This is a genomic window from Beggiatoa alba B18LD, assembly GCF_000245015.1.
Lineage (GTDB): Bacteria > Pseudomonadota > Gammaproteobacteria > Beggiatoales > Beggiatoaceae > Beggiatoa > Beggiatoa alba.
On sequence record NZ_JH600070.1, the window covers coordinates 822,327 to 839,575 of the forward strand.

Below are 17,249 nucleotides of genomic sequence, written 5' to 3' on the forward strand. Positions count from 1 at the left end.
CCATTTAAAAAACAAAAAACTGTTAAGTCTTAAGACCTAACAGGGTTGTTTTGGTAAAGCAATGTTTTGATTAAAAAAGCTAATGTGTGCGTACCCCGCCAGACCACCAAATGCGACAAGCTCCTTCATCTGAAACCATACAGGGTCCTATCGGGTTTCTTGGCGTGCAAGCAGTGCTGTATAAACGGCATTGATTCGGATAAATTTTTCCTAAAACAACGCTCGCACAATCACAGCCTGCGGGCATTTCTCCCGCGCGTCGACGGGATTCACTCGCATAGTCAGGAAAATGATAACGGGCATCATGTGTTGATTCTTTCAGCGCGAAGCCTGAGCGGGGAATAATGCCGATTCCGCGCCAATTTGCATCAATAATATTTAATTTTTCATTTAGATAGATTTTTGCTGTCGTATTGCCTTGTGCGGTAACTAATTGCGGATAACAGTTGTCTAAGAAGTAATTTTTATCTAAATATTGGCGTATCGTTGAGTAAAAACCTGCGAGCAAACTTTCAGGTGTAAAGCCTGCCACCGCACAAGGGAGTTGATGTTCAGTGACAACAAACGTCCATTCATTCGCCCCCATCACTGTTGCAACATGTCCTGGTGCGACGAGAGCTTGAAACGTGGCTTGTCCTGTTTCTAGTAGCATGGCAACTGCGGGATAAGTCAAACGCCCAGACAGTAGAAAATAGAGATTATCGGGAACGCCTTGCGCCAGTAGTGCCGCAACGGGGGCAATGGTTGTTTCAAAACCCGCGACGAAAAAAATAACTGCTTGTTTAGGATTTTGTTCCGCAATCTGTAGGGCTTCCATGGGGGAGGCAATGGGACGAATATCACCGCCTAGGGCTTTGGCTTGTTCTAAAGACCGCGCTTCTTGTTTGCTGACATTGACTGGAACGCGCAACATATCGCCAAAGGCGAGCAGAATGACTTTGTCTTGTAGCGCGAGCTGGATGGCGGCATAAATATCTTCTTCAGGACAGATGCAGACAGGACAACCTGGTCCGGGAATTAATTCTATTTGGGGCGGTAATGCCCCGCGAATGCCTGCGGTCGTGATAGCACGCTCATGTCCGCCACAGACATTCATAATTTTGAGTGGGCTTGTTAATGGTAACGCACGGATTTTTTCTAACCATTCTTGGGCGGTGTGCATGGGCGTGTCTCTTTTGGGTAAAACAGAATCAGAAATGAGTTTACTTAACAACGGTTACGAGCTTCTACCATTAAGCGTTTCATTTCGCGTACCGCTTCGGCAAGCCCTGAAAATAAGGCGCGGGCAACAATGGCATGTCCAATATTGAGTTCTCTTAAATCGGGAATTGCGGCAATGGTTTGTACATTGTGATAATGCAATCCATGCCCCGCATTGACTTGTAAGCCTAATTTAACCGCGTGTTCTGTTGCAACTTGAATCCGTTTTAATTCGTTCATGCGTTGTTCGGTGGTGAATGCATCAGCATAAGTGCCTGTATGTAATTCAATCACGGGTGCGCCGACGGTTGCCGCTGCTTCAATTTGGGCTAAATCAGGGTCTATAAATAAAGATACTTTGCTACCTGCTTTCTGCAATCGTTGACAGGCTTCTGCAACAATTTGTTTTTGCCCGCAAACATCTAAGCCTCCCTCTGTTGTCAGTTCGCTACGTTTTTCAGGTACTAAGCAGACATCTTTCGGGCGAATTTGTTCAGCAAAAGCGAGCATATCTGCGGTGATTGCCATTTCTAAATTGATATGGGTCGTCGTGACTTCTTTAAGAATTAAAACATCGCGTTCTTTAATATGACGACGGTCTTCACGTAGATGGAGAGTGATAAAATCCGCGCCAGCTTGTTCTGCAATTAAAGCGGCTTGAATTGGGTCGGGGTAAATCGTGCCCCGTGCTTGGCGTAGGGTAGCAACGTGGTCAATATTGACCCCTAAATAAATTGGTTGCGAAGTAGGGAGTGCAGCAGCGTTCATAACACCTGATTTCCAATCAAACTAAAAGATGAAACGGGGTATTTTAGCAGGTGTTTAACGGGCTTGGGGGAGAAAAGCGCGAAAAATTAAAAGACGGATTTTAGGAGGGAATTGAGAGACACAATAGCGCGTCTCTCAATAATTTAGTTACTTTTTAGCTGATTTCTTACTGGTTTCTTTACCCGTTTTTTCGTCGGTTTTTTCCGTAGCAACAGGCTGTTCTGTTTTTGCGGGAACCGTGAGCCATTCATTAATGGCAACGAGGTCTTCTAAGCGCAGTAAACCCGCAGATTGTTTTAAGGTTACAGTGCTTAAAACATATTGATAACGGGCTTGTGAATAATTACGTTGTGCGTCTAATAAATCACGGCGTGCATTGAGAACGTCAACAGAGGTCCGTGTTCCTACATCAAATCCTGTTTCGATGGCTTCTAACGCAGTTAATGCGGATTCTACCGCTTGACGGCTAGCTTTAACGCGACTAATGCCTGATAAAACATTAAGATAATTCGTATGGGTTTGATTTTGAATAGAGCGGCGGGTTTGTTCTAAACGGTCAAGTTCTTGGACATAGCGTTGTTGTGCCTCACGAATTTTGGAGCGAATCGCACCACCTTCGTAAAGGGAATAACTGAGTGAAACGCCAACAGAGTTGCTGGTGCTCATGCTGAAATTGGACTCATCACCACGAATAATATCGCTGTAGCCATGTCGTGCGGTTAAATCAACGGTGGGCAAATTGCCTGCGCGTTGCCGTTCAACTTCTTGGCGAGCGTTTTCAATCGCTGCCAGTTGGGCGATGATTTGGGGATTTTGTTCTAAAGCGGTTTTTGTCCACGCATCAATATCTTGGGGGTCTGGCGGTAATAATGGCGTGTCAGATTTAAGTGTCGCTAAGAGTTTATGATAACTCCCTGTGATTTCGCGCAATGTTTCGTAAGACTGGTCGACTGTATTTTGAGCAGTGATTTCGTCCGCAACGGCTTGGTCAAAACCAGATTGGGCTTCTTTCACGTCTGTAATCGCAATTAAACCGACATCAAAGCGTTGTTGAGTTTGGTCTAATTGACGGCGGAATGCTTCACGCGCACCACGGGTAAAACGTAAATTATCTTCAGCATTCAAAATGTTAAAATAAGCAGAAGCAAGGCGTTGAATTAACGCTTGTTGTTGGCTGGCATAGGTTGCTTCAGCTACTTTAACCCCTGTATCTGCTTGTTCTAATAAAATTTGTCTATCACGACGATAAAGGGGATAACTGAGTGATACGGAATAGCCTGCGGAGGTGTTTTCTGTATCACTGCCACTCATCCAGTTTTCTGTATTCCATGATTCTGTCACATCTGCGCCTAAAGTCACTTGTGGCAATAAACTGGCATTTGCTTGTGGCTTGGCTTCTAAAGCAATCAAACGGTCAGATTCAGAAATTTTTAGTTGCGCGTCGTTTTCTTTGGCGAGGGTATATAAATCTAATAAAGTCTCTGCCTGTGCAGAGGGGACAATTAAACAACTGGTGAGCAGTAAGTAACTGAGTCGTTTATACATCATTGTCGACACTCCATATTAATAATTGCGAATATTCTTGAATAGCTTGTCATAAGATGCTTGCATTTACAGGGCAATCAATGGGATATCAACATAATTTTATGCCTTCATTAAATCTTGTAAAACGTAAACAGTACTTATGCAGACTTTAATTAGCATAAATAAAAAATGACGCTTCGTCAAAATATCCCTAAAAGTCAATATATGACAAGACTTAGATGAAAGGTTGTTTTATAACTACCTTGGTTAATAAAGCATCAAAAATTAGTTTTTTTTCAGAACAACAAGCGTAATGTCATCAGACAGTTTACAGTCGCCAGTGTGATTTTTTAAGTCATTGATGACTGCTTGTGTAATAGCGGATGCAGATTGATGCCAATGAGCACTGATAATAGCACACAAACGTTCTACGCTATATTGTTGCTTCGACTTGTTTCGCGCTTCAGTAATGCCATCTGTATAAAGTACAACACCCTCCCCTTGTTGTAACTCTACTTTTATGTGTGAAATAAAGGAGTTGATATCCGTTTCAATGCCAATCGGAAAGCCTAAATCAATGGTGTCAAATCGTTCTATTTGTCCGCCATCGCGTATAAAAAGTATTTCTTCATGTTGTCCACTGAATTTAAACAGCCCATTTTGTTGATAATCTAGCAAAAGGAACGTAAGGTTTTTATCAGAATTCATCCGCTTGATATTGTCGTGTATCGTGCGATTTAAAATACGTAAAAACACTTCTGTATCAGTAATACCGCTAGTCAATAAGGTTCGTACTGCGGTTTGTACCATAATCATCACAACACTGCTTTCTAAGCCATGCCCTGTTACGTCTCCAATACCCACGATGATATGTCCATCATGTTCTAAGACATCGTAATAATCTCCGCCTGTCTCTTCAGCTGGGTGCATAAATCCAGAAATTTCTAGCTCATTTATACCTGTTAATTCCCCTTCTTTTGGTAACAACATTTGTTGTAGCTGATGGGCGACACTTAACTCGGCACTCATGCGTACATTTTCAGCTTTTAACTTTTCGTTTGCGGCAAGCATTTCAACCATAGAATTAATGCTTGCTTGAATCATTCCTATTTCATCATCATGAATGGCGGTGATTCGAGCCTTCATATTGCCTTGTTCGATTTGTTTTAAACAGGTTAAAGTCATCATGATTCTTTGACTAATAGCCCGTGTATAAAAGTGTAATAATAAGAGGGCAATAAGCGTAATGATAATGCTCGCTGTAACCACAAAAATTAAATATCTTTTTCGTTCTGCAAACATTTCTCGTTCTGAGATTTTCAATACAATTAACCAATCCCATTCTGGAAAATAGGTAAATACACAGTAAAACTTTTCTTCTTGGTAAATATATTCAGCTTCCCCTTCCTTTTGTTGTAGCATTGTATTGGCAATGGGTAATTCAAATGTGCTGCCTCTTTGGAAATGTGGGTGCAAAACGATGTTAGTGGCTTTATCCAAAATGTAAAAATAACCTGTTTCGCCTTGTTTATAGGTACTCACCTTGTCTAAAAATTCTTGCTGAGCTATCTGTACATACCCCTCAATACTGGATACGCCAGAACTATTAAGAATATCATAAGTTTCTTGTAGTTCTTTTTTCACATGCTGTACTCGTTGAGTAAATATTTCACGACTCAAATTGTAAACAATTGAACTAATAACCATATAACCAACCGCTACAATAGAAGCACTCAGTAGCATCAAGATGATAAACATGAATAGATTAATTTTGTGTTGAATTTTCATGAGAATGTCTAGCCGCCAGAAAAATAAGATAACTTCCCAAAAGGTTTAATTTTAGGAAGTTATAGGGGAGGGTTGGTTATCAGGGGAAAAAAGAAAAGACTAAAAGACTAACGGATGATTTCCGCCATTTTTAGCAGTGAGCGATTAAACTGTACGCCAAGTTTGTCCGCAACACGCATATTAATAAATAATTTACCGTCTTTATTTTGCGCAATAGGAATATCGGCGGGTTTCGTGCCATCAAGAATTTTTAATGCGGTCTGTGCAGACCATAGCCCTTGCTCTTCGGGGATATTAGTAATGCCTAGTAAGGTAAGCGGCACTAACCAAGGAAAACTTGCGCCTGCGGGAATGCGAGTATTTTCTTCTACAAATTTGATTGCGGCTTGTGTATCCCAATCTGCGATGCCCACATAATTCAGCACAATGAGCATATCTACTTCAGATTGTAGCTTTAAAAAACTGTCTTTCCATTCATCAAACGTCTTTGCGAAATAAGACTGCGTGATAGGAATATTTAGAATATCCATGTACTTCTGCACAATTTTTCGTTCTGTCAGTCCTTCTATAGTCAACGTTCCGATTCGCTCGCCCTTTGCGTGTTGTTTCAGATGTCCAATGATAGCAGGGATGAGTTCTACCTCTAACATGCCAGTGATATTTTTATCAGGGAATCCATAAGGAGATGCATCCCAATTGATTCCACAAAATACAATAGGTAAATCAACATCCTTATAATTTGGCACGATTAAATACTTAGCCGCATCATCATCAGAAGTAATAACCACGTCGGGCTTGAACTCTTCTAAAAAGGCTTTAGCTTTTTCGGTGGCGGCTTGTTTCCACGCTTCTGTCGGGTTTCGCTTCGTATCCATGTAGAATACTTTATACTCGATTCCCTTATCTTTTAGCCCAGTTTCAATCCCGCGATTAATCCCATCTGTCCATTCAAACCCCTCATGATAAGAGGCAACATGGAGAATCTTTTTACCCGCATAAGGAGAAGGGGATTCAGCAATGGTTAGAGAAGGAAAACAAAATAACAAGAATAAAATTATTTTTACCCAAGTTTTTTGCATCGCAATGACTCCTTTAGTAGGTTTGTACTAATAGAAGACAAAATAAGGTAGTAGCATTATTAAGTTAGTGCATTACACAGCAATTTGTCTCACTCTAATAGTAGGATAATGAGTTATTATTATTTTAGTTTTAGATTTTGTGACGCAATCATCGTGCCACTGGCTTCCGCGCAAAACATGGTGGAAGCGAGAAAATACTTCCGCCTATTTATTTAATAAGTCGGCATTTGCTGGTCAACCTCTTGTGCCCAAGCGGCAACTCCCCCCGTGAGATTAATCACGTTTTTAAATCCCACCCGTTCTAAAAACCAACCTACTTGTTGACTTCGCATCCCATGATGACAAATCACGACAATTTCTTGCTCTTTATCAAGGGTATTAATCTGATTGGGTAGCGAATTCATGGGCATTAAAACGGCATTTTCCAAATGACAAATTTTATATTCCCACGGTTCACGGACATCTAACAGTAAAGGCTGAGGTTGTTGTTCAGCAACTTGTTGTGCTAAATACTCTTTTAATTGTTGGGGACTAAGTTGGCGCATTATCGTGTAAAACAGGCAACAGCGAAAAATGCCTGTTGCCTTGCTAAAAGAAGAAAAAGTGGTGGTTAAAGCACAAAACGGCTAGGTTGGGGCGCATTAACTAAGGCGGGGACATCAGTTTCAAAGACATAATCAGTCGCCCATTCTTTATCGCTTAAACGGGTTACGACACGCGCTTGCATGATAGGCGATTCGCCCACAATCACGAATAAACGTCCGCCAATTTTTAATTGCTCTTGCCAGTAAGGTTTTAAAACAGGAACAGAACCTGTTAAGACAATGGCATCATAGCGTTTTTCTTGTTTCCAACCATTTGCGGCATCCCCTGTTTCCAATATGACATTGTGAATGCCTAATTGTTGCAATTTACTCGCCGCGAGTTTAGTAAACTCTTCATAAATATCAACGCTTTCAACCTTATCTGCTAATTTTGCTAATAAGGCAGTGAGATAGCCATTGCCTGTACCAACTTCTAGCACGGTGTCATTTTCATCTAATAACAGAGATTGTGCGACACGCCCTTGAACTTTTGGCGGTAGCATCTCTTGACCGTTTGCTAAAGGGATAGAAATATCGGCAAATGCTAATTGCTGATAAGTTTCAGGAACAAAAAACTCGCGGGGCGTTTGTGTCATCGCGTTGAGTACACGCGGGTCTAACACATCCCAAGGGCGAATTTGTTGTTCAATCATATTAAAGCGAGCTTGTTCAATATTCATGGATGACATCATACCGTTCCTGTCTATAAAGTGCCTCGTCAAACTGCGGGGTATTATATAGTGTTATCAAGAGTGCAGGTAGAACATGATATTAGGATTTATACATTAATAAACTAAAAAAACGTAAACTCAATGAGTTACGAGATAAAAATCTGCATGGTTTATATCAAAATAAAAATTTTAACTTTTTGATTTTTAACTGCCTAATTTTGTTAATGCGTAAGTCCTAAATTCCAGTTTTGAGTAAATACAAAAGATTTTTTTAAGTACAACGGGTTTTTAATATTACTACGTATAAGTTAGTACATTTCCCTTAAAACTCAGTTTATGGAGTAATAAATCATGTATTTACGACTTATTAAGACAGTAATATTATTCTGCCTGCTTTTCTGGCAAGGTGTTAGTTTTGCAAGTGTTAATGGTATTTGGCTAGATAATAATAGCCATTACTGGCTACTGATGCAGGATACTAAAAATCAGGTCATTGCTGTACAAATTGATACCGATTTATCCAGAACAACTACCTACTTAGGTTTATTAGATAGTCAACAATTAACACTCAACAGTTTAACCAGCGAAAATGCGGTTGTTGCAACCGTTAATGACGCAGAAAATCAACTTTCTGGCTTACTGACTGGCTCTGATGGTCAAGCGATAACAATCACCGCTGATTTAATCCTTTCCTACGAAGGCAATGCCTATGATGGTGTTTGGGAAACCAGTTTAGGGCATTATCTCGCTTACACTACCTTAAATTCGAATAATACCCCGCTTGTTCTGGTTGTTGATATTCTTATTGACCCAACGAATGCGACAATCAGCAATGATATTTTTGCAGGAACATTACGTGAAGCCAGTTTTACAGGGGTTTCTATCAAAGAAGCATCGAAAACGTTGCGTTTAACCTTTAGTTCAGACACGGCAACAGGCAGTTATATCACTGTGACAGGTGAAAGACCGCCAAAAACGGAAACTGTCAATTTTACGGCTATCCAAACATTTGCCATCCAACCCTAAGCAGATAATTCCCGTATTATTCTAACGTTTTTCACTGGCATAATAACTGCTAGAAAGTTCAGGAAACTACCTTCTTAAATGACTTAGTAGGTAGTTTCCTCATTTTTTTATGACTGACTAAGGCGGGAGAATAATAATGAAACCATTGGTAGAGTGGACAGATGAACTTAGTGTTGGTGTTCAAGAAATTGACGAGCAACATAAAATTTTAGTCGGTCTCGTCAATCGGATGTATGAATCTATTGTAAAACGGACAGACCAAGCCGAAATTAAACGGGTTTTAGACGAGTTAGCGCAATATACGGTTATTCACTTTGCTGTTGAAGAAAGTTTAATGCGGATTTTTGATTATCCTGATTATGAAATTCATAAGAAACATCATGAAGAGTTGACTAAACAAGTTGTTGATTTACAAAAACGTGTTACAAAAGGCGAGGGAACAGTAAGTATTGAAGTCTTACATTTTCTCCGTCACTGGTTGACCCATCACATTTTGCAAGATGATAAACGTTATGGTCCTTTTTTACTGGGTAAGGGCTTAAAATCTGCTTGGACAGAAAAATCATGGGTTGGCAAAATTTGGGAGTATGTTCACCCGCATAAATAACCTGAGTTCGGTGAGTTTCTTTTAAAAAGACAAGCATTTGTCTGAATCAGAATTCACAGAATTAGCAGAATTAAAAAACGTGATTCGCATTAATTTCTTGGTTTAAGGGTTTTAAATCCTGTTAATTCTGATTCAGACAAGCTGTTGTCTTTTTAAAAAATCTCGCCGAACTCAGGTTATTTAGTACTATCAGCAGGTTGAAGCCACTTATTCTGTGATAGGCTCAACGGTTAAAACTAAGCCTTTTCCTGCAATAACACGGACACGTTGCCCCACTTTTATCGGCTGTGTTGCTTGCGCATTCCATAATTCACCGTGAACAAAGATTTTTAACTGATTGCCATGGCTATCTGTACATTCCCCTTCTAAACCGAGCATCGCTTCTTTTCCATTTACAATGGGTTGTGTTCGAATCCATAAACTGATTTTGACAATCCATATAAAAAAGATGGTGGTCGTAATAGCTAAACTGCCAATTAAAACGGGAGAAATCGTAAAATGGGGCGTGTCACTGTCCATCAACATGATTGAACCAATCACAAAGGCAATAATACCGCCTAAGCCTAAAATAAAGCTGGGAAAAAAGGCTTCAGCAACGATAAAGGCAATGCCTAACAGAATTAAGCCAACACCTGCATAATTAATCGGTAAGACTTGAAACGCGAATAAAGCCAGTAAGAGGGCAACCCCGCCCAAAACGCCTGGTAAAATACTGCCTGGATTAGAAAGCTCAAAAAACATGCCGTAAATACCTAAGAGCATGAGCAAATAGGCAATATTAGGGTCAGTAATGATGCTTAATAAGCGATTGCGCCAATCAGCTTCAATCTGCGTGATAGTCGTTTGTGCGGTTTGTAGCCGTTTGTTTTGTTGCGGTAGTTTAATCTCACGCCCATTTAGTTGAGCAAGTAACTCATTAACATCTTTAGCAATGATATCGATAACATTTTCTTTGAGTGCGTCATCAGCGGATAAACTCGCCGATTCGCGCACAGCCTTTCCCGCCCAAACAGCATTGCGTCCGCGTAATGTTGCTAATGATTGTAAATAGGCTTCTGCATCATTTACTTGCTTATCGCGTAGCGTATCAGCATTTGATTTAGCCGATGGGCTGGTGGTGTTGGGGTTAGCGGTGGCATCGATAATTGTTCGACGTTGGTTTTCATTATCGGCTTGTCCTATTTGTACAGGCGTTGCCGCGCCTAAATTGGTTGCGGGCGACATCGCGGCAATGTGGCTGGCGTATAAAATATAAGTGCCTGCGCTGGCAGCCCGCGCACCTGAAGGGTGAACATAACTTGCAATAGGAACACGAGAGGCAAGAATCGCTTGCACAATTTCGCGCATGGCTAAATCTAATCCCCCCGGCGTGTCGATGGTTAAAACAATCAATTCAACCGTGGCAGTTTGTGCTTTTTGAATAGCTTGCACTACATAATCAGCCGTTGCAGGCGTGATTGCGCCATGAATAGTTAATTGCCAAACTTGGGTAGTTGGTGGTGTTGATGTTTCTGCATGGGCAAAACTAGCCAGTGAAAAAATGCTCAGAAAATAGATAAATAGACGTAAATAGCACCGCATAATCCCCCCAATTTTGGCGTTTATCCCATGAATGACTTTTTAATAAATACGCTTAAATAATCCCTTTTGCGCGTAATGCGTCGATATCCATTTCGCTATAACCTAAGGTGCTTAAAACTTCCTGATTATGCTCTCCTTGCATTGGTGCATGACGGTCTATGCTGAAACGGTATTCACTGAATTTTAGCGGAAAAGCAAATTGTTGCACCGTGCCTTGCGTGGGATGTTCGGCACTGATGAATAAACCCCTTGCTTGAATTTGTGGGTCTGCCAGACTTTCTTCAAAACTTAAAATAGGGGTTACGCCACAATCAACCGTTGCAAATTTTTCTACCCAATATTGTTGTGGTTGTGATGCAAATAACTGGGTTAAATCTTGTTGTAACCGCTGTGCGACTTGTCCTGTTGCCCATGCTAAATTTAACCAGTCTTCGCGCTCAATCGCTCGACAAAAGGCTTGCCAAAATTTAGGTTCTAATGCACCCATTGCCATATAACGCTTATCGGCAGTCTCATAAATTCGATAGTTGGGTAAACGTCCTGTGAGCATATCCTCACCACGTGGGCTAGTTTTACCCTCACGCACATAGGTCGATAAGGCTGCGACAGCGTGCGTTAATGTGCAATCAGTCATAGAAACATCGATATAAGTGCCCTTTCCTGTTTTTTGTACCGCGTATAAAGCCGCTAAAATACCCATTGCCGCGCTTAATGTGCCGCCTGCTAAATCGGCAATTTGAAAGTTAGACATGGCGGGGGCTTCGCCTGCTAACCCAATTTGTTCAGCAACGCCACTGTATCCACAATAGTTTAAATCATGTCCTGCTTTGTCCCGATAAGGGCCTGTTTGTCCATAGCCTGTGATGGCACAGTACACAATACGTGGGTTAATCGCTTGAATATCGGCATAGCCAATGCCTAATTTATCCATAACTTGCGGGCGAAAACTTTCAATAATGACATCAGCGGTTTTTGCCAATTGGAGGAAAATATCGCGCCCTTGTGCTTCGCGTAAATTCAGCGTAATTCCCCGTTTATTACGGTTGACGGCTAAAAAATAACCTGAGTTTTTTGGCTTTTCCACGCCCATCCAGCGGGCATAATCCCCTTCTCCCGTATCTTCGATTTTAATCACATCTGCGCCCATATCTGCTAAATGTAAGGTGCACATAGGGCCCGGTAATAATCGAGTTAAATCTAAAATACGCACGCCTGTTAATGGTTTTTGCATAGTTCACCTGTTTGATTATTGATTATTTTTAAAAAAAATAACGTTAAAATTTTTTACTAACCTGAGTTCAGCGAGATTTTTTAAAAAGACAAGTATTTGTCTGAATCAGGATTAGCAGGATTAAAAAGCATGATTCACCTTAATTTTTTGGTTTAAGGGTTTTAAATTCTGTTAATTCTGAAAATTCTGTGAATTCTGATTCAGACAAGCTGTTGTCTTTTTAAAAGAAATTCGCCGAACTCAGGTTATTTATTGCCCAACATAAACTAAGCGATACACCATGTCGGCACGGTCATCAGAAATAAGTATCGAGTCATCAGCTAATTGTGCAATATCGACAGGTCTGCCCCATGCTTTTTTATCTGCATCCAACCAACCTGTTATAAAGTCTGTTGTTACAAGCGGTTCACCTTGTTCATTGAATGTAACACGCACAACTTTATAGCCTGCGGGGTCATTGGGATTACGATTCCATGACCCATGCAAAGCAATTAATGCACTGTGTTGATAGTCTTTCGGATAGTGTTGTCCCTGTATAAAGTGAATACCCAACGGCGCAGAATGAGCGGGGAATTCAACTAAGGGTGCGACTGGTTGCGCGGGGAGTGTGCGTTTTTCTGCATTAGGATAGGGTGTGTTATTTTTTCCCCAGACGTAGGGGAAACCAAAATGTAACCCAGTTTCAGACGCACGGTTTAATTCACACGGGGGAATATCATCGCCTAAGTTATCCGCGCCGTTATCAGTAAAATACAGGGTATTGTTGACAGGATGAAAATCAAATCCAACAGAGTTACGTATGCCCCGCGCAAAAATTTCCGCGTTTGAGCCATCCGCATTTAAACGCATAATCGTGCCTTCAAAGCCTTGAACATCGCAAATATTGCAAGGTGCGCCCACAGCAACGTATAACTGACCTGCTGGACTAAATTTAATATATCGCCAACCGTGCCAACGTTTATTGGGTAATTCGTTAAAAATCACGCTTGATTGAATCGTTGGCTTTTCTCCTTTGGCTAATGGGGCTAATTGTGCGGCAGGAATACGGCGGATTTGGTGTTGTTCTGCAATATATAAATCGCCAGTTTGAGGATGTAGCGCGATGCCATTTGGTGAGTTTAACTTACTGATAATAGGAATAATTATTTCTGCTGTTGCATCATGATTTTTATCAATCAGCGCATGTATTGTGTCACCGTTACGCGAGCTGACATAGACCACGCCTGTTTGACTATCCACGGCTAAAGAACGCGCTTCGGGAACATGGGCATAAGTTGTGATTTTAAATCCTGTTGGGAGCTTTAACGCTGGTAATGTTTTATCATCAACGGCTTGAACTGCATTACTCAGCAGTAAACTGGTGAAAACACTATATAAAATAGAACGCATTGGTTTATCCTCTTGTGAATGAATGGCTATCATCTTATTAGTGGGGATAACCCTAATGAGGAAACAAGCGTTAGTCAGATAATTAAAGAAAAGACCTGCTAGTTTTTAAAAAACTTAGCAGGTCTTTTTTTGTCTGAATCAGAATTTTCAGAATTAGCAGAATTAAAAACAATTAAAAACATAATTTTTTATTCTTTTAATTTTCTTGTCTTTTTAATTCTGAAAATTCTGATTCAGACAATGTTTTAATCTTGTCTGATGAATCCTTTTCGCGTGTTCCGACAGACCTGCTAGGTTTTGAAAACCTAGCAGGTCTTTGTTTTGTTTTATAAATCCCGCCAAACTCAGGTTAAATTACACGTTTACCTTTCCATAGTTTTTTTGCCATAGCACTTCTTCCTCTCCGTTTAAACGAGCAAGCACTCGAGCAAGGACAAAGAGTAAATCAGATAAGCGGTTAAGGTATTTTAAGCCTTCGGGATTAATGCTAACAGTGCGCATTAGGCTGACAACACGGCGTTCTGCGCGACGGCAAACGGTACGAGCAAGATGACATGTTGCTGTTGCCATGTTGCCACTCGGAAGAATGAAATTTTTAAGCGGGGGCAAGTCGGCATTGAACGTGTCGAGGGTGTTTTCTAGGCGAGTGATATAGTCAGGGGTGATAATTTGATAGTTAGGCATACAGAGTTCACCGCCTAAGTCGAATAAATCATGTTGAATCGTCATTAAACAGTCATGGATATTGGCAGGAAGTTCATGCGCTAGCAACATACCGATGAGGCTATTGAGTTCGTCAACAGTGCCGTAAGCTTCTATCCAGTTTGAATCTTTTTCAACTCGACTGCCATCGCCTAAACCTGTTTCGCCTGTGTCACCTGTGCGAGTATAGATTTTTGATAATCGATAGCCCATGTGTTCTCCTCCTAGTGGGTTTTTAATATAGTAACCGTACCATAAAGTGATTTAAATCTAGGACTGGCAGTCCTGTGAGGACTGCCAGTCCTTCATGTCGTTTTATAGTGCGTTTACTATAAAAGGAAGGACTGAACGCTTGATAGCGGTCAGTCCTTTTTTTTGTGATGATTGAACGGTTACATAAACCGTTTATTCTGAGACTTCGCGATAGTCTTTTAAGCGGGCATAGCCTTGAGTAGCGGTATCAATATTGTTATCAATATCAACTTCATCCGTCACATTGCTTAAGCTCGCGGCGATAATGTTGTATTGCACATTAAAGCCTGTGGAGAAATTGAGCTGACTACGGTTGCCTGTTATATTCAGTTCAGTAGGATTAGTTCGCGTGAGATATCCACCGCAGGCTTCTCCTGATTCGCAGATGTAACCATCATTATCAGAATCTGTCCCCGCAATGACGATATAAGTCCCTGCTTGTACTCCTGTAAAGCGGTAGCTATAAACCCCATTTGAAGCGGTAACACGGTCTTCTTTCACGGTCGTTAAGGTGTCAGGATTGATTAATAAGACATAGTGATGTCCTGCATTACCACTGCTACTACTGGTTTGTCCTGCAACTTGCATAATGACAGGGATACTGAGCGTATTTGAACTGCTCCGTATGGTAATGGTGGCAGAGTAAGTACCTGCGGAAAGTCCTGAACGGTTGACCGTTACGGTGTAATCACCTAAACCGCTGTTGTTGACGCTAGAACGGGTAACGGTGAGGAATCCGCCTGAATCATTGCTGATACTGGAAACGCTTAGGCTTCGTGTACCGCCATTACTTAAGGTCAGTGTCGTGCTGGATTCATTAGTTCCAAAATTGAGTGAACGCGGGGTTGCAATCAATTCGGCAGTAACATCTGTTGTGGAGTTATTAGCCGCTGCTAATGCCGCAGACACCGCTTTTTGTGCATTAATTAATCCATATCCGTAGTTATCATCTCGTCCTGTCGCGCCTAAGTCATCAGTGAGTTTGCCCGACGTAATCAGACCATCCAAAATTTGCGGAGTCATGTTGGGATAAACTGCTTTCATCAAGGCAATAACACCTGATACGTGAGGAGATGCCATAGATGTACCGCTAGAATAGCCGTAGGAGTATTGAATATTGCTACTGCCTGAGCGGTCATCACCAACGGTGCTTAAAATCATGTCGGGATTGCCGTCCCCATCCACGTCGGAAGTGTTATCTCCCCCAGGGGCAGCAATATCAATGCTAGAACCATAATTAGAGTAAGAGGCTAGGCGTTTGTTAATATCTACCGCGCTAACGGAGATAACGCCCGTTAATGCAGCGGGATAGCTGGGGGTACTGGTTGATTCGTTACCCGCAGCGGCAACGACAATCACACCCGCATTTCTTGCGGCAGTTACGGCTTGTTGAAAGCCTGAAGAAATCCGCCGACCCCCAAGGCTTAAATTCATAATATCGGCGCGTTTTGTCGGAACAGTGCCAGAATCATTAGATAAGCCAGCGGCATAACGAACCGCTTGTTCTGCATCGTATTCTGTCCCAACCCCACCACGACCTAAGACCCGTAAGGGCATAATGCGGGTTTGCCAACCGACCCCAGAAACACCAGTAGAATTATTGGTATCAGCGGCAATCGTGCCTGCTACATGGCTACCATGAAAACTGCTCCCGCCTGTAATGCTGTCACCAACATCATTAGGATTTGAATCAATGCCATCACCATCGCCTGCAACCGTGCGGTCTTTAATAAAATCGTAGCCTTGTGTGATTTTACCTTTTAACTCAGGGTGATTAACGAGCACACCTGTATCAATCACGGCAACAAGTACGCTACTACTCCCTGTTGTAATATCCCACGCTTGCGCGGTGTTAATCATGTCGTAATGCCATTGCAATTTATAATAAGTGTCGCTTGGTAAGCGAAAACTTTGCAAATAGTAGTTAGGAGAGGCTTCACTGATATTGGGTTGACGGCGTAACGCTTTAATTCGCATTAAAGTTGCGTATTTATCGCGCAGTTCATCACTGGCGAATGTCATCCCGCTGTCTGTTGATTGTGCCGTTAAACTATCCGTATCAAAATTGAATAACATCCGACGGCTCATATCTGTACTTTCCGTGTATGCCCCTAAACTGTGTAAATTACTTTGTGCTTGCAAGCCATATTCTTCATTTAACTGCACAATGGCGTTGCCCGCTTCGAAGTTATCACTCAACACTAAGGCATTAGCCTCTTCACTAGCAGAAACGATAGTATTCAAATTCTGGCTAATATTCAGCAGATAACTAGACGCGCCTGCATTGGCAACAACTTGAATGTAATAACGACCATTTGCTCGTACGGTCAACGTTTCAGTTTTTGTGCCTTCGCCTAAAGAGGCATCAAATACTTGTCCATTAACATCTAACAGATATAAATCCAAATCATTGACCGCAACATTAGGTTCAGCGATAAATAAATTAACGATTTGTCCTGTCCGTAAATCAACTTGATAGGTGTCAATCGTATCGCCGTTGGTTTTGCTACGTCCTGCATTACCTGCACCCGCGACATTAACATAACCCCCCAAAATAACAGGGTTAGGAATACTCTGCGCAGTCTGCACACTATTATTAGAAACAGACGTAGATGCATTTACATCATTGACATCACTATCCGTTGCCGTGTTAGCACTCACACTGATTTGTCCTGTAACGGTATAACCTGAAACTGTGCCACCGTTAGAACTAGAATTTGATGATGTACTGTCATTACAAGCTGTTAGCTGAAGCAAGCCCAGCAATATGACTACATGAGTTATTTTAGGTTTCATAAATAAAAACCAAATGAGATGAAGAAAGGTAAAGTAAATAAAAACAGCATA

Annotated in this window: 14 protein-coding genes; 2 read left to right on the plus strand and 12 right to left on the minus strand. The window is 41.4% G+C overall.

Going from position 1 to position 17,249, the window contains the following annotated elements; translation table 11 throughout:
* Positions 1 to 79: 79 nt before the first annotated feature.
* From hypD to BEGALDRAFT_RS03350, 7 genes are all read right to left on the minus strand, one after another.
* On the minus strand, positions 80 to 1,162 hold the full coding sequence (gene hypD / locus BEGALDRAFT_RS03320; protein ID WP_002683622.1) for a hydrogenase formation protein HypD: 1,083 nt from the start codon (positions 1,160 to 1,162) through the stop codon (positions 80 to 82).
* A gap of 44 nt (positions 1,163 to 1,206) precedes the next feature.
* On the minus strand, positions 1,207 to 1,968 hold the full coding sequence (gene pdxJ, locus BEGALDRAFT_RS03325; RefSeq protein ID WP_002683624.1) for a pyridoxine 5'-phosphate synthase: 762 nt from the start codon (positions 1,966 to 1,968) through the stop codon (positions 1,207 to 1,209).
* Between the two features lie 147 nt (positions 1,969 to 2,115).
* Positions 2,116 to 3,516 (minus strand): TolC family outer membrane protein, encoded by a 1,401-nt coding sequence (locus BEGALDRAFT_RS03330; protein ID WP_002683625.1) that lies wholly within the window; start codon positions 3,514 to 3,516, stop codon positions 2,116 to 2,118.
* Positions 3,517 to 3,777: 261 nt separating this feature from the next.
* A complete protein-coding gene (locus BEGALDRAFT_RS17800; protein ID WP_002683626.1) occupies positions 3,778 to 5,280 on the minus strand; it encodes a SpoIIE family protein phosphatase in 1,503 nt (500 codons plus the stop codon).
* A 107-nt stretch (positions 5,281 to 5,387) separates the two neighbouring features.
* Positions 5,388 to 6,359 carry an ABC transporter substrate-binding protein gene (locus BEGALDRAFT_RS03340; protein ID WP_002683628.1) on the minus strand — a complete coding sequence of 324 codons (972 nt, stop codon included), beginning with the start codon at positions 6,357 to 6,359 and terminating at the stop codon, positions 5,388 to 5,390.
* Positions 6,360 to 6,571: 212 nt separating this feature from the next.
* Positions 6,572 to 6,904 (minus strand): rhodanese-like domain-containing protein, encoded by a 333-nt coding sequence (locus tag BEGALDRAFT_RS03345; RefSeq protein ID WP_002683630.1) that lies wholly within the window; start codon positions 6,902 to 6,904, stop codon positions 6,572 to 6,574.
* Between the two features lie 65 nt (positions 6,905 to 6,969).
* Positions 6,970 to 7,635, minus strand: a complete 666-nt coding sequence (locus BEGALDRAFT_RS03350) for a protein-L-isoaspartate O-methyltransferase family protein (protein WP_002683632.1) — start codon at positions 7,633 to 7,635, stop codon at positions 6,970 to 6,972.
* A 330-nt stretch (positions 7,636 to 7,965) separates the two neighbouring features.
* Here BEGALDRAFT_RS03350 and BEGALDRAFT_RS03355 point away from each other — a divergent pair, with 330 nt between their 5' ends.
* Together BEGALDRAFT_RS03355 and BEGALDRAFT_RS03360 are read left to right on the plus strand one after the other, a co-directional pair.
* Positions 7,966 to 8,640, plus strand: coding sequence for a hypothetical protein (locus tag BEGALDRAFT_RS03355; RefSeq protein WP_002683634.1), 675 nt, complete (start codon positions 7,966 to 7,968; stop codon positions 8,638 to 8,640).
* Between the two features lie 136 nt (positions 8,641 to 8,776).
* Positions 8,777 to 9,247 (plus strand): bacteriohemerythrin, encoded by a 471-nt coding sequence (locus BEGALDRAFT_RS03360; RefSeq protein WP_002683635.1) that lies wholly within the window; start codon positions 8,777 to 8,779, stop codon positions 9,245 to 9,247.
* 207 nt (positions 9,248 to 9,454) lie between these two features.
* Here the strand turns inward: BEGALDRAFT_RS03360 and BEGALDRAFT_RS03365 are convergent, their stop codons facing one another.
* From BEGALDRAFT_RS03365 to BEGALDRAFT_RS03385, 5 genes are all read right to left on the minus strand, one after another.
* Complete coding sequence (locus BEGALDRAFT_RS03365; RefSeq protein ID WP_002683637.1) at positions 9,455 to 10,828, minus strand: NfeD family protein; 1,374 nt, start codon at positions 10,826 to 10,828, stop codon at positions 9,455 to 9,457.
* A 52-nt stretch (positions 10,829 to 10,880) separates the two neighbouring features.
* On the minus strand, positions 10,881 to 12,059 hold the full coding sequence (locus BEGALDRAFT_RS03370) for a CaiB/BaiF CoA transferase family protein (protein ID WP_002683638.1): 1,179 nt from the start codon (positions 12,057 to 12,059) through the stop codon (positions 10,881 to 10,883).
* A 249-nt stretch (positions 12,060 to 12,308) separates the two neighbouring features.
* Entirely contained in the window at positions 12,309 to 13,448 is a 1,140-nt protein-coding gene (locus tag BEGALDRAFT_RS03375) for a PQQ-dependent sugar dehydrogenase (RefSeq protein ID WP_002683639.1), read from the minus strand.
* A gap of 354 nt (positions 13,449 to 13,802) precedes the next feature.
* Positions 13,803 to 14,363: a cob(I)yrinic acid a,c-diamide adenosyltransferase gene (locus BEGALDRAFT_RS03380; RefSeq protein WP_002683643.1), complete on the minus strand. Its 561-nt coding sequence runs from the start codon at positions 14,361 to 14,363 to the stop codon at positions 13,803 to 13,805.
* 192 nt (positions 14,364 to 14,555) lie between these two features.
* Positions 14,556 to 17,198 (minus strand): S8 family serine peptidase, encoded by a 2,643-nt coding sequence (locus BEGALDRAFT_RS03385; RefSeq protein ID WP_002683645.1) that lies wholly within the window; start codon positions 17,196 to 17,198, stop codon positions 14,556 to 14,558.
* Positions 17,199 to 17,249 lie beyond the last annotated feature (51 nt).